Below are 14,131 nucleotides of genomic sequence, written 5' to 3' on the forward strand. Positions count from 1 at the left end.
AATTAGCGCGATTTTTTATAATTCTATATTACTATACCGAAAGAACCTATCGATATTTCTTATAAGGCTACTACAGTTTTATCTTATGAGCAGTTGTCCGTACTTGAAAATTACCAACAACTCTAATACTTGTACCATAATATAGTTGTACTCAATTGGCATATGATATTCAATATGCCATCAATATTCAAATATGCCTAAAAAATAATTTAATACCCGTTTCCAGTGATTTCCGGATTTCTCTGCATAACTGTAACTGCTATCGGAAGTAGCAAATGTATATCTTGGAACGTAGCACCCAATGGACTTGTATGTCCAACAACATTTACAAAATTAACTTCACCCGGACCACTGGAAACTGGAAACAATCTTGTTCTTTGGACATCTGGCCAAATCTTAAAAAGTAGTGGCAACTCTCTCAACCTTTCTTTCCATACCTCTTGGACAAATGCATCTGGTGATAACGTTGATAATTGCGTTACGATAGCATCTCTTGTCATTGTCATTGATGCCCGGCTTCTAACATCGGCCAAATAACCGACTGCCTCTGCTGTTACTCCTTCTGTCTGCGCAATAGCTTCGGCGGCCACTAACAAAACTTCCGAATAAAGGTTGACATTAAAATTGTTTCCACTCCTCCCTGTTTCAAACAGTGCAGCCTCATCAAACCATGTGTAAGGTCCGAAAATACCATCCGGAAAAGGAAACTCAGTTCCATCCAGATTAATGGAAGTATACCATAGTTGCCGGTTTTGGATCCTAAGATCATCATCTGAGTTATAAAATCCAATGTACTGGGTGCCTGGTAGATATGCAAGATATGGATCCACCGTAGTTCCTGGAAAATTTCCAGATCTCGAAGATGACCAAGATACATATGGCGATGGTTTAAACTGTGAATCCATTTCTATTGCGAAAATTTGCTCCGATGAATTTTCAGAAGTTCGCAACACATTAAATGCACTTGTTTCCGGTGTGCCTCCATTAGGAATAAGGGCATATTGCCCACTATTGATGACAATCCTAGCAGCTGCTGCAGCCCGTTGATAAGCTTCCGCCCCCAAATTAACAGGAAAGCCTGCTCTTTGGATCTCTACATTTGCCAAGGTAGTGGCGACTACTCCTCGGGTTATTCTATACCCATTATCTGCAAACGTAATATCCGCCAAACCTCCATTATCAAGTGCCCACTCCAAGTCTTCAACAATTGCATCATATACAGTTGTTGTAGAAGTACGCGGTACATTAATACCTTCCGTACTGTCAAAAGGTTCCAATATTAGCGGTACATCTCCGAAATCCTTTATCAAGGCAAAATAATTGAATGCTCTAAAAAATCTTGCTTCCGCCATTAATAAATTTGCTTCTGTGGTAGAAAGACCTTCAGAAAGTTCATCTACTTGTGGAATGTATCGTATCGCAGTATTAGCCCTTCCAATAGTTTGATAAACATCTCTCCAATATGAAAATAAATAGGCGTCCAAATTGCTTCCATTCAATGTTAAATTATTTGCTTCGGCTGGTCCTATACGTTCGGTGCGTTCATTTGTAAAAAGACCTGACAAATATCCACCTAAAGCCTGATTGATTTGGAAATCTCCACTAACATATCTTGTTAGCGCTCCGGCTCCATAAAGTTGGTTAACTGCAGATCTTACATCATCGGGCTGCGTAAAAAATTGATCAACGGAGATTTCGTCCCTAGGGGTTTCTTCAAGAAAATCCTCGCAAGAACAGACAGTCAGAAGAAAAATTGCTATCCCTACTATTTTTGATATTTTTTTCATGATACTATTCTTTATTTTTTTAAAATTTTACATTTAATCCCATTGAGAAAGTTCTCGGTTTTGGATAGGAATAAAACTCTATATTCTGACCAAAATTGCTGCCGTCATTAAGACCATTTTGCTCGGGGTCATACCCTTTAAATTCGTCAGATACGATAACAAAAGCGTTTTCAAGGCTAAGATTAAACCTAGCATATTTAAATCCTAAAGTTTCGAGAATCTGATCATTAAATGTATATCCCAAGGAAAGTAAATTTCCTCTTACATATGACCCATCAGCAACCCAATGGCTATCAACCGCCAAATCCTGTCCCGATAGCACCGTGTTCCGTATTTGCGGAATAAATGTATCTTGGTTATCAGGAGTCCATCCATTAACCAGTTGTGATTTAAAACCATTGGTCAATGCCTGACGATCTTCCGCAGTAGTGACAAACTGTTGTAAAATTTCTGCACCAAGAGAGAATTGCAAATCTACTATCGCATCAAATTGTCCAGCACTAAACCGATTGATAAAGCTACCTCTATAATCAGGAAGCCCATTTCCAATAATTTTTCTCTCTGCACTACGTTTTATTTGTCCAGGTACTTTTCCAACTGCGGCAGCCTCTGCTACCTCGTCAGTACCATATATACCCAATCTTTCCAGTCCCCAAAATGAACTTACCGGTTCACCAACCCTTAAAATTGTTTGACTACCATCCACAAATCCCGGTCCTGGAAATATGTCCTCATTGTTTTCACCTAGGGCCTCAATTCTATTCTTATTGTAATTTACTGACAAGGAAGTATTCCATGAGTATTTTTGGGTTTCAATATTCTTGGAGGAAATTAAAAAATCAATACCTCTATTAGAAACCGATCCAATATTAGCAAGAATTGATTCAAAACCAGACGCAGATGGAATAGGACGATCAAGCAAAAGATCGGTCGTTAATTTGTAATAATAGTCCGCAGATATAGTTATTACATCCTTAAACGCAAGTAAATCCAACCCTACATTAAATTGACTGGTTCTTTCCCATTTGAGATCTGGGTTTGCCAGACGTGTTAAATAACTGGTAGATCTTAACTGCCCACCTATTAAGTTGGTACCGGAACCCACGGTTGCTAATGACGCATACGAGGGAATATCAGTATTCCCCACTACACCATAGGAAGCTCTCATTTTTAAACTATTGATTACCTTTGAATCTTTTAGAAAATCTTCTCTGGAAACTACCCAGTTGGCTCCAACAGAGGGAAAAAACCCGTATTTGTTGTTCCTTCCGAATCTTGACGATCCATCAGCCCTTCCTGTGAGGGTAAGGTTATATTTATTGTTGAAGGTATAATTACCCCGAAAGAAATATGAGTTCAGAGACCAATCGTTATAATTAGACGAGGCAGGTTGGGTATTTGAGCCTGCTCCTAAATTATTGTACTTGAAAAAGCTATTATCAAATCCTCTGACGGTAGTTGAAACCCCATCTGAAGAATATCCTGCCCAACTAGCTCCCAGTACTCCCTTTAGCCTACTTACACCTATTTCCTTTTCGTATGTTAAAAAATTCTCATTTTGCCAAAAAGTATTTGTAGAATGGGACACTCTTGCAACTCCATCAGGTGACCCTGTTCCGAATAAAGTTGCAGGAGCGAAATATCGATTTCTAAATGTTCTATAAGTAATACCAAATTGCGACCTAAAAGTAAGGTCTGGAGTAAGACGTACATCAGCAAAAGTGTTACCTTCAAAATTGACACGATCATTCAAATTATCCACTTCTTCAAGAACAGATACAGGGTTAGGTCCCGATTCAAGTAGAAGACCTGTACCAGTAAGATTTGCCGAATTTGAACTTGAATAGGTTCCATCAGGAAATCTTATCGGAAAAATCGGTGCATATTCAATTATTGTCCGCGCTATCGGATCAGTACCAAATCCTTCAATTAAAGCTTCATTTTCCCATACGTAATTTAATCTCAAAATCGCTCCCACTGATAGCCAATCGTTTAAATCAGTATTATAGGTAAATTTTGTGTCTGCTCTTTTAAAATAGGAATTAGTAAAAACCCCTTGTTGATCCGTGTAGTTCAAAAAGAAACCTGTACTTGATTTTTCACTCCCAGAACGAATGCTCAAATGATGATCATGTGAAATAGCAGTTCTGGTTGTTTCATCTTCCCAATTAGTATCATATAAAGGGTTGCCCTGAGCATCAAAAAGAAGCGGGTTGTTCGTTGTGAACACAGGGGGTGTTGAACCCGGTACATAATTAGGGTAAAGAGGAATATTTTCATAGGACTTTCTTTGCACTTCCAAAAATTCTTCAGAGTTCATAGCAGTATAAAGGGAATTCCTTTTCTTAGCCAAGGTACCAAAGCTAAGATTGGAACTATATTCAACCATGGTTCCATTATATTTCAGCCCCGATTGGGTTGTAACCAATATGACCCCATTAGCACCACGAGCCCCATAAATAGCCGCGGAAGAGGCATCTTTTAGGACCTCTATGCTTTCAATATCGCTAGGATTTAGAAAATCAATATTATCAGTCTGTTGACCGTCAACTACATATAGAGGTCTTGTGGACGCATTAATTGTTCCCACACCCCTAATTACGACATTATTATTTCCAGCTCCTGGTTGTCCAGAATTTGAAAATACCGAAACACCTGCAACCTTGCCCCTTAGATTCTGCAATGGGTTGACAGCGGGTTGTCGAGTGAGCTCTTCACTTGTTACAACACCAACAGCACCGGTTATTTCACTTAGTCTAGTGGTTCCGTAACCAACAACAACAACTTCATCTAGTCCAGCTGAACTTTCCTCCAAAATAATACTCAGATTCGCCTGCCCGTTTACCTGGACTTCTTTCGTGGCAAAACCAATATAGGAAACCACCAATACTGCATTGTTATCTCTTAAATTTATGGAGAAGTTACCATCAAAATCGGCTGTAACTCCGTTGGTAGTGCCCTTTTCCACCACATTGGCACCAGCAAGAGGAGATCCATTTGAATCAGCGATATTTCCATTTACAGTTATTTGTAATATACCTGCCGCTATTGGGATATCATCTTCAACTTTAAAAATACCTGAAAGTTGTTTGGTAAGTACAATTTGCCGGTTATCCAATACCTCATACTTGATACTCGTCCCCTTAAAAAGTCGGCTCAGAATGTCATAAATATTCTCCTTGGTTACATGAATAGAAACTGTTCTTTTTAAATCTATCTCTTTGTTTTTGTATAAAAATCTAAATTCACTTTTATCTTCGATTTCCTTGAAGACATCCCTTATACTTATTTGATCATGACTAATTGAAATCTTGGTATTTTGGGAATAGGAATTGGCCTGAATCTTAAAAAGTGAAACTATAAGTAACAAGGTGGTCAGTTTCATTTTGAGGGTCATTTTGAAAGGAATAGGGCTAGGCCATCCCTTAAAATATATATTTTTCATATTTTTGTTTGGTTAATCGGTTTAACAATAGTCTACGTTAAATCACATTATCTCAATTCGGGGGATGGTCGGACATTCCCCGTTTTATGTGATATAACAATATTTATTTTGTTCTGCTGGTTATATCATAGGCAAACGTTTTAGTTTATAGTGATTATTCTGTCTTTACTTATCGTATAGTTATACGGTGTATTTTTGGAGATATAAGTCATTACCTGTTCAATATTTTCAATATCCACATTGAAAGTGGCTGTAAAAATTTCATCATTAAGATTCTGATTCTGATTTAAGATGGTATAATCGTAACTCCTTTCCAATTTTTTGATAATATCTTTAAATGCCACTTCCCTAAAAATCAATTGTCCATTCATCCATGCCATAGTAGTTGAAATATCGGCCTTTGAAACTAACATTCGTTTTTCGACTTTATCCCAAATTGCTTCATGTTCGGGCTGTAGAAGTATAGGTGTACTATCATCTGAAATATTACCTCGAAGCTGAACAGACCCTTCTACCAAAACTGTACGCATGGATTGGTCTTCGGGATATGCCGACACATTAAACTGGGTTCCCAAAACCTTCACATCAATATTCTCGGCATTCACAATAAGGGGATCTTGGCTTTTTGTAACCTTAAAAAATGCCTCCCCTGATAGAAAAACAGTTCGATCCGAACCTGGAATAAATTTAACTGGGAATTTCAAACTCGAACCGGCATTTAAAAACACCTTGGTACCATCCGAAAGGGTTACTTGAAACTTTTTACCGTAGGGTACCTTAAGAGTATTGTAAACCAATTCAGAAAGCTCGGTATCCTCGTATTGCATACCCTGCTTATTTTGTTTCCCTATAACTTTACCTCTATCAGAAACTATATCTCGAGTAGCCTCTTCTTTCAATATAACAGATTGCCCGTTTTCCAATTCCAAAGTTATTGATTGATCATTTTCTGTTGGTATTGAAATTATAGGTGTTGATTTTTCGTTTTGGAATATAAATATTGCCCCCACTGCCAGTACCAATATGGCAGCATATTTAGTAAACCTAAAAACACGTTTTATTTTACTTTTCCTTTTATCCTTTTGGATTTTATCGAGTAAAATATTTTTTACTTCTTCCGTATTATATGTGCTCAATTTGTAATCTATTGAATAATTAATTTTAGCGTACTCCTTAAAAACATCCCTATTCCCTGGCTGTTCCAACCAAGAAATCAACTCATCCAATTCATTATTATTGATTGAATGGTTAAGATATTTCACTATTAAACTATCAGTACGATCGGACTTCATATCATGTTAAATCTATAATTAATACGGAGCCATTTTATCATTCCCCTATTTTTTATCAAAAAAAATTCACATATTTGAATAAATCTTTATATAATACTGAAAAACGATGTTGGATTTTAGTATCAATTCGATTTTGATAGATCAACTTGAAAAAGGCAACGAAAAGGCCTTTTCCTTTTTGGTGGAAAATTATAACCACAAGTTATGTGTTTATGCCAATAGTTTGGTAAACGATCCGGTAAAGTCACAGGATATAGTACAAAATGTATTTATAAAGACATGGGAAAAGAGGGAGACCTTAAGACTCAATCTTTCCATAAAAGGTTTTTTATACCGTGCCGTCCACAATGAGTTCATTGACCAATATAGAAGTGCCAAATCCTTAATGGCATTGGAGAAATTGTATATGGATACCCTTGTTAAATTTGAGATGGATCCTGAGCAACAGGGAACTGAGGAAATAATGGAAAAGGTAATGATTGCTGTAAATGACCTTCCCCCAAAATGTCAACAAATATTTCTTTTGAGTAAAAAAGAAGGGTTGGACAATATTGAAATTGCGGAATATTTGGAAATATCACGTAAGACCGTTGAGAACCAAATAACAAAGGCTTTTGCCATTCTAAGGGAAAAACTTGGAAAAAAGTATGAGACAGTATTGATGCTTATTTTCGGTATTAATACCAAAAAGATTCTCTAAGATATAATTCCAAATATATTCTTATAACCCACGGCTACCTAGTAGAAAAAAATCGCCCATTATTTTATACTTCCTATAAACCCAAACAATTTTACTGACACAATCTTCAATTTGACCGTAAACCCTGGAGGTTTAACTCTGTCCATATAATTTTGTTCCGTCAGCCCTTAACAATATCCAACTTAAGTTGTTATTAGCTCAAAAATCTTTAAAAAATGAGCCAATTAGATACATTAATCGGCTCAAAGCAATATTTTCTATTGTTTTCAAAGTAATGTTATATTGGCAGGGAAATTAATGGACTAGTCTAAGTATATTCCAATACAATTCTGAATTTTTAACCCAATGCTAATTTCCGTGTACTTTCCGCGACTTTTTCTACCTCATTTCACACTTAACCCAATAAATATGGGGATTTAATATTTCTTTATCAGAAGTAACCTCTCCAAATGGTCTACTGAAATAGAATGATTACTACAAAAAAAAGATGTCGGAGTAATTCAAGCATCTTTCCCTATCATTTTTATAAACGGTTTTTCCCCGTGAAAAATAATGAGCACCATAAGAAGACCAATGACAATCAAAAACGCAACTTGAAGCTTGGACAGCAATAGATTCATACTTAATGCCTTATTGGATAAATAGGTCAACTGACGCCCTTCAGAAAGCTGCACTTTGGAAAGTTTATCCAGATTATCGCCGATTTTTTCAAATAGGGCACTGAATTCTTTTGTGTTTCCAATTTCCGTAGATACTGGTGCTCCAGAAAAGCTATTTTCCAAGGTTTGCAATTCCTTATAGTTATCCTTCAATAGTGCAAAATGGACCGATTCATTAGGTGTTAACTTGGTTTTAGAGAAATTCTCCAATAGTTCCTTAATGCTTTCACCTTTGCCGTCATGGTCCCAGCTTCCCTTTGCAAAAGACAACTCCAACTCTTTCTGGTGAAAAAGGTTGTTAAGTCTATAGATATACTCTAAGGCTACAACCCGATCTTCAAAAACAGAGTTAACGGTATGGTCAGCGGTAGAGAAATTCCTTCTGTTTAATTCATTCGATGTTAGCACCAATAAAAATGCTATGGCCAAGATAAAACCGGTATTAAGACGCTGTTTCAGGGTCAATTTTTTATACATTTTTTTGTTTTATTAGTGTTTACATAGAATTATTAAAAAAGTGTCCAATCATACACTGGGATAAAAATATCCGTCCAGTCCTTAACTAACCAACTTGTGCAACTAAAACAACCCGAAGCTGGACGGATAAACCAACTATTTAAATATTAAATTCGTCTGAGTTCCCCTGAATCAAGTGCATCTTTTAAATCTGCAGATATAACACTATGGATACCAAAAAATCGTTGACCATCAGTCCTTTTTATCTTAACATGTAGAGTACCGTCCTTTTTTTCCTTAACATCTGTAACCACTACTTTGACCCCTTCCATTTTTTTATAATTGGCAATACCCCCATTTTTAATAATAGTATTAGCCCTAGGAAAATCAATATGCTTAAAACTAGGGGCGTCCGGGCGCCCAATCTGAAGTATATCACCCGCCTTTACCTCTTTAAGAGCTTCGGGACTGCCGCTTTGTGCGTTAATGTTTAAGGTTGCCACCACGAATAAGACTGCAAAAAATATTTTTTTCATAACACTGTTTTAAAGGTTTCTAATAATTTTTTCTGTTTTTATATTTTAGGTCTCCGAATTTCATTAATATCCGTTTGTTATATTAATCGAATATTATACGAATCGCTCTCTAAATATTTATCGGCCTAGCGCAAAGGCTATGCCATGCACAATGACATATTAAAAACCAAAACACTAAACACCTGAAATACAGGGAATAATAATATCCATGAAGAGTTAAAGTAGAAAATTGAATTGGGTAATTTTACCCCGATTGGAGAGTTTTACCCCAGTTAGAATTCGAGGCCTTAGTATGGATTCAATTGTTCCATGCCAAAATTTATCCTAGACCTAGCATTCTATTTAATAGTATTGAGACTATCTGTCTTTAGGTGCTCAGAATACTTGCCATTTCAAATGGTTTTTTCCGGGTAATAGTTATCGTTGAGGCATCTTATATTACTTCCACTTTTTTCCTCAATTACCACCGAATTCAATACTAAAAGAGCTTTCATATTTCCTACCCGGCTAAAAAAAAAGGAACAATGTCCTCCATTGTTCCTTTTGTAACTCAACTAACTCCAAACTTAATATCTATAATCTTATGGCTCTTTAACTGGAATATTTATTATTCTGATATCACCTCTACACCTTTAAAAACATCCTTTTGCCAATTTTTAAGTTTTTTAAGTAACTGCTTTACTATTTTAGGATGGTATTCGGCAAGATCATTGTTTTCTGAAATATCTTTTGACAAATCAAATAACTCAACTGCTTCCTGGCCGTCCGATTTAATAGTCACGAGTTTCCAATTATCACTTCTGACTGCATTTTTATTTCCAAAATTCCAAAACAGATCCCGCTTTGGCAACGCCTCATTGGATAGGAGATGATTCTTAATACTCAGTCCGTCTATCACAGTACTTTCTGGCTCTTTTTCTATAAAATCTAAAAAAGTAGGAAGAAAATCCATAGTGAGTACAGGCTGTTCACTTACTGCCCCTGCTGCGAATTTTAAAGGAAACCAAGCAATAGCTGGAACACGATGACCACCTTCATATAAACCGGCTTTAAACCCTCTTAGGTTCCCGTTGCTGCCATTTTGTGAGGCTCCATTATCAGAGCAAAAAATTACAATGGTGTTCCTATCGAGTCCGGTGTCCTTGAGTTTTTGCATAATCTTGCCCACACCCTCATCCAAAACCTCAACCATTTCCTTGTAAATACCCGCTATACTATCTTCCGGTACAGGATCAGTGCCTCTTTCCCCAACCCTGCGAAGCGCCTTATCAGTTCTTCGCTGAAATGGGTAATGAGGGGATTCATGTGGAAGATATAAGAAAAACGGTTTTTCAGTTTTTTTAGGGTTATTCCTTTCTATAAAATCCAAACCATATTCTGTTATCAAGTCGGTCGTATAGCCTTTATCATCCTTAATTTCCGTGTTATTCCACCAATCAAAATATCCTTCCTGGTCTATATGTGCGTGGTAATCTACATTCCCGCTCACAAAACCCTTAAAAACATCAAATCCCTGTAGGGAGGGATTAAACCTGGGGTCGTACCCTAAATGCCATTTTCCGAAAATCCCTGTGTTATAACCATGTTTTTTAAGTTCATCGGCAATGGTTATCTCCTCAATAGCCAAGCCTACTTCTCTGTGGCTTGCTGCCGTAATGACGCCCCCTACCCCAGTCCGCTGCTGATATTTACCTGTTAATAGTGCTGCTCGTGTGGGACTACAAACTGCCCCATTGGAATGAAAGTCCGTAAACCGTATTCCTTCCATAGCCAACCTATCAATATTTGGGGTATTGATGTAAGTATTACCATAACAGGAGATGTCACCATAACCCAAATCATCGGCCATGATAAGAATAAAATTAGGTTTAAGGACTTTCCTATCGTTATCTTTAATTTTATTTTCCTGCGAGAAAACCGAATTCAATGTTATTAAAGTGACAAGAAAGAAACATACTGTATTAAGTGTTTTATTGATTATCATTCCTACGACAATTTTGATTCCATGCATTTTGGTGTAGTTTTTATTTGGCAGTGACAGGGGTCCGTTCTACGGAATATCCTTGTTCCCGATATTTTTGTAAAAGCTGGTCCATCTTATCTATTTTCTCTGGATGTTGAGCAAATAAATTGATGCGTTGCTCGGGGTCTTTCTCCAAATCGAACAAAAGACCATCTCCTTCAAAGTCAGTGTAATTCCTTAACTTTTTAAAGGAGTCCGGCATTTTGGTATGTTCGCCAGAAGGAGCATTGATATAAAGCCACTTACCCTGCCTCAACCCCCATGCCTTTTCAAAAGTGTTGTGAACTGTAGCTTCGCGTAAGGGTGAAGTATATTTTTCCCCCTTAAAAATCGGTAGTAAATTATAGCTATCAGGAGCTGCTCCTTCTGCCAAGGGAGTATTGGTGGCAGCCGCCAGTGTGGCCATGATATCCACCTGGGATACTACCTCCTTGGAAACAGAACCGGCACTGACCTTTCCAGGCCATTTTACAATAAATGGTACGTGGTGGCCTCCTTCCCATACATCGCGTTTTAAACCCCGAAAATCACCCATACTATAGTGGCCATATTTTTCTGCCCGTTTGAACGCATATTTTTCAGGACCATTATCGGCACTGAATATAACAATGGTATTCTTATCTAAACCTCTCTCTTTCAAGGCTTTTAACACCTGTCCGGCAACCCAGTCCGTCTGTACCATAAAATCTCCATAACCCCCTGCTTCAGACGTTCCAATAAACTCATCGTTAGGAATTATAGGTGCATGCGGCGAGGGAAGTGCAAAATATAGAAAAAAGGGTTTGTCCTTCTCTTGTCTATTTACGTATTCCACTGCTTTTTGGGTAAGGGTAGGTAATACTTTATAAGGGTCCCATCCTTCTACCATTGGTCCTGGACGAAATTCCCAATTCCCTTCCTTAGTCTCAAAACCTCTCTTAACAATGTCTTGATCTTTTGTCGGCAGTTCTACAAATTTATCGTTTTCAATCCATGCATAGGGCGGGAAATTTATGGTACCATCACCAAAATAGTAATCAAAACCCCGATCTAAAGGTCCGCCTGAAATTGGAGCACTCCAATCTATATCCTCGGGAAGGTAGTAGTTTACCTCTCTTTCCCCCTGCACCGTTTTTCCTGATGGCTCATTCTTAAACTTCCAATCCCATCCCAAATGCCACTTACCAATACAAGCCGTAGTGTAGCCTGATTTTTGTAAAACCTGTGGAAGTGTAACATCGGAATCCTTGAAGAAAGGTTTGCCAAATGAATTTACTATTCCATGTTGATTTCGCCAATGGTATGTCCCGGTTAACAAAGCAAAACGACTGGGAGAACAGATTCCAGAAGAACTGTGGGCATCCGTAAAACGCATACCTTCCGAAGCCAATTGATCAAGATTAGGTGTAGGTATTTTAGAGTCTGGATTCTGACAATTAAGATCTCCGTAGCCCATATCGTCGGCATAAATTATAACAATATTGGGCAAGTCTTCTTTTTGCATTGCCCCCTCTTTCTTGGATTGTTGATTACCTCCACAAGAGGTAATGAGAACCATAAAAAAACATGCCGCCGAACGTTTAAAGATTTTATTCATTTGATTCTATAATTGTATGTTTAGGTCGATTACATTTTTTTTGTGGGCCAATATGCCCCAACTTAAATAATTATTTTTTGGCATCATCCAAAAGCGATAAAAGTTCCGCTACAACATCAGGGTGCTCCCCATAAACATTGTTGGTTTCCTTTGGATCTTCTCTCAAATTATACAAGGTTGCGTTTGGCTTTCCATCTTCGGCAAGTATTTCATCGGGTTTGGTAAAACCTCCTGAACCTAAAGAGGTGGTCAGTTTCCAGTCGCCCTTTCTAATAGCAAAAAAGCCGTTTAAGGAATGGTGCACTGTAAAATTCCGAATTGGTTCCTGTGCCTTTCCTGTAAATGCCGGTAACATATTGTAACTATCCTCCCCTGCTCCCTTGGGCAAATCTTCACCCACTATGCCCGATAAAGTAGCCAATAAATCTGTAGTACAAAGAACTTGATCAGAAACACTACTTGGTTTTATTTTTCCTGGCCACCGCGCAATAAAAGGGATGCGATGTCCTCCTTCATATATATCCGCCTTCTGGCCTCTGTAAATATAATTGGCGCGATGTTCATATTGTGCTTTGTCTTCCTCTGTCCAATTAGAGCCGTTGTCCGAGGTAACAATAATAAGGGTATTTTCTGCCTTGCCTGATTCCTCCAAAGCATGTAAAATAGCCCCAACAGCCTTATCTACAAGAGTTACAAAATCACCATAGCGCCCTACATTCGATATTCCATTGACCTCCTCCGTTGGTAACCAAGGTGTGTGTGGAGCAGTTAGTGGAAAATAAAGAAAAAAGGGGGCTTTTGCCTTTTTTTGTTCAGCTATATAATTTGTGGCCTTAAGTGTCAGGTGATCCATTACATTATTGAAGTCGAAGTTTGGAGCAACTTCTCCCGGTCTCCAAAAAACACCTCTTCCATCCTTGGCCTGACTTTTACCCTTTGTGTAGGCTGTAGGAAGTTCGGTAGCTTTTTCATTCTCCAAATATAGGTATGGGGTCATATCCAAAGAAGCCGGAATAATATAGGAATAGTTAAACCCCAAGGTATTTGGGCCACTTACCTTTTTGCTAAAATCTACATTGCTGTCCGCTCCTTCTTCAAATACTTTGTCCCACTCATATTTCGCAATGGGCTTATCCAGATTCTTTGCTTTCCAACCCAGCCCCAAATGCCATTTGCCAATACAAGCGGTATTGTAACCATTATCTTGCAGAAAGGAGGCCACGGTAGTACGATCGGATTCAATTAGTGGCGGATCATATCCCCACAAAACACCTTCCTTTAATCTACTCCTCCAAGCATAACGACCTGTGAGGATTCCATATCTTGTGGGAGTGCAAACTGCTGAATTGGAATGGGCATCTGTAAAATGAATTCCTTCATCCACGATCTTATCCATAAATGGCGTTTGAATTCCAGAATTTGGATTGAGCGAAGACAAATCGCCATATCCCATGTCATCCGCTAAAATATAGACGATATTTGGACGATTGTCTTCCGTATTTTCCTCTTCCAAAGATTTTTTGGAAGCGTTTGAACCACAAGAAACAATTACCATAGAAAGGCACGCTATAAAAACTGGCCATGGACGTAAAAAAATGTGTTTTCTATTAACTAATGTCATATTTCAATTATCTAAAATTATTCTTGTATAATGATT

Annotated in this window: 9 protein-coding genes; 1 reads left to right on the forward strand and 8 read right to left on the reverse strand. The window is 37.8% G+C overall.

What is annotated here, in order from left to right; translation table 11 throughout:
• Window positions 1-209: 209 nt before the first annotated feature.
• The 3 genes from BUA60_RS12105 to BUA60_RS12115 all read right to left on the reverse strand — a co-directional run bounded on the left by BUA60_RS12105 (window position 210) and on the right by BUA60_RS12115 (window position 6,524).
• The gene (locus BUA60_RS12105) at window positions 210-1,787 is read right to left on the reverse strand and encodes a RagB/SusD family nutrient uptake outer membrane protein (protein ID WP_072862025.1); all 1,578 of its coding nucleotides are present in this window, start codon (window positions 1,785-1,787) and stop codon (window positions 210-212) included.
• Between the two features lie 19 nt (window positions 1,788-1,806).
• Window positions 1,807-5,232: a TonB-dependent receptor gene (locus BUA60_RS12110; RefSeq protein WP_072862026.1), complete on the reverse strand. Its 3,426-nt coding sequence runs from the start codon at window positions 5,230-5,232 to the stop codon at window positions 1,807-1,809.
• 140 nt (window positions 5,233-5,372) lie between these two features.
• Complete coding sequence (locus BUA60_RS12115) at window positions 5,373-6,524, reverse strand: FecR family protein (RefSeq protein ID WP_072862027.1); 1,152 nt, start codon at window positions 6,522-6,524, stop codon at window positions 5,373-5,375.
• A 106-nt stretch (window positions 6,525-6,630) separates the two neighbouring features.
• On the opposite strand from BUA60_RS12115, the gene BUA60_RS12120 reads away from it, so the two are divergent.
• Window positions 6,631-7,224: an RNA polymerase sigma factor gene (locus BUA60_RS12120; RefSeq protein ID WP_084532576.1), complete on the forward strand. Its 594-nt coding sequence runs from the start codon at window positions 6,631-6,633 to the stop codon at window positions 7,222-7,224.
• Between the two features lie 500 nt (window positions 7,225-7,724).
• Here BUA60_RS12120 and BUA60_RS12125 read toward each other — a convergent pair whose 3' ends face one another.
• The 5 genes from BUA60_RS12125 to BUA60_RS12145 form a co-directional block, all read right to left on the reverse strand.
• On the reverse strand, window positions 7,725-8,360 hold the full coding sequence (locus BUA60_RS12125; RefSeq protein WP_072862028.1) for an MCP four helix bundle domain-containing protein: 636 nt from the start codon (window positions 8,358-8,360) through the stop codon (window positions 7,725-7,727).
• A 146-nt stretch (window positions 8,361-8,506) separates the two neighbouring features.
• Entirely contained in the window at window positions 8,507-8,875 is a 369-nt protein-coding gene (locus BUA60_RS12130; RefSeq protein WP_072862029.1) for a hypothetical protein, read from the reverse strand.
• Window positions 8,876-9,482: 607 nt separating this feature from the next.
• Window positions 9,483-10,859 (reverse strand): sulfatase, encoded by a 1,377-nt coding sequence (locus tag BUA60_RS12135; protein ID WP_072862030.1) that lies wholly within the window; start codon window positions 10,857-10,859, stop codon window positions 9,483-9,485.
• A gap of 40 nt (window positions 10,860-10,899) precedes the next feature.
• On the reverse strand, window positions 10,900-12,474 hold the full coding sequence (locus BUA60_RS12140; RefSeq protein WP_245802540.1) for a sulfatase family protein: 1,575 nt from the start codon (window positions 12,472-12,474) through the stop codon (window positions 10,900-10,902).
• A gap of 70 nt (window positions 12,475-12,544) precedes the next feature.
• Window positions 12,545-14,095, reverse strand: coding sequence for a sulfatase family protein (locus BUA60_RS12145; RefSeq protein WP_218587924.1), 1,551 nt, complete (start codon window positions 14,093-14,095; stop codon window positions 12,545-12,547).
• Window positions 14,096-14,131 lie beyond the last annotated feature (36 nt).

Origin of the sequence: Arenibacter palladensis (genome assembly GCF_900129275.1) — a bacterium.
GTDB lineage: Bacteria > Bacteroidota > Bacteroidia > Flavobacteriales > Flavobacteriaceae > Arenibacter > Arenibacter palladensis.

Excerpts from the sequence above, each read along its gene's own strand:
- BUA60_RS12105 (WP_072862025.1), bottom strand. The coding sequence starts at position 1,787 with ATGAAAAAAATATCAAAAATAGTAGGGATAGCAATTTTTCTTCTGACT.
- BUA60_RS12110 (WP_072862026.1), bottom strand. The coding sequence starts at position 5,232 with ATGAAAAATATATATTTTAAGGGATGGCCTAGCCCTATTCCTTTCAAA.
- BUA60_RS12115 (WP_072862027.1), bottom strand. The coding sequence starts at position 6,524 with ATGAAGTCCGATCGTACTGATAGTTTAATAGTGAAATATCTTAACCAT.
- BUA60_RS12120 (WP_084532576.1), top strand. The coding sequence starts at position 6,631 with ATGTTGGATTTTAGTATCAATTCGATTTTGATAGATCAACTTGAAAAA.
- BUA60_RS12125 (WP_072862028.1), bottom strand. The coding sequence starts at position 8,360 with ATGTATAAAAAATTGACCCTGAAACAGCGTCTTAATACCGGTTTTATC.
- BUA60_RS12130 (WP_072862029.1), bottom strand. The coding sequence starts at position 8,875 with ATGAAAAAAATATTTTTTGCAGTCTTATTCGTGGTGGCAACCTTAAAC.
- BUA60_RS12135 (WP_072862030.1), bottom strand. The coding sequence starts at position 10,859 with ATGATAATCAATAAAACACTTAATACAGTATGTTTCTTTCTTGTCACT.
- BUA60_RS12140 (WP_245802540.1), bottom strand. The coding sequence starts at position 12,474 with ATGAATAAAATCTTTAAACGTTCGGCGGCATGTTTTTTTATGGTTCTC.
- BUA60_RS12145 (WP_218587924.1), bottom strand. The coding sequence starts at position 14,095 with ATGACATTAGTTAATAGAAAACACATTTTTTTACGTCCATGGCCAGTT.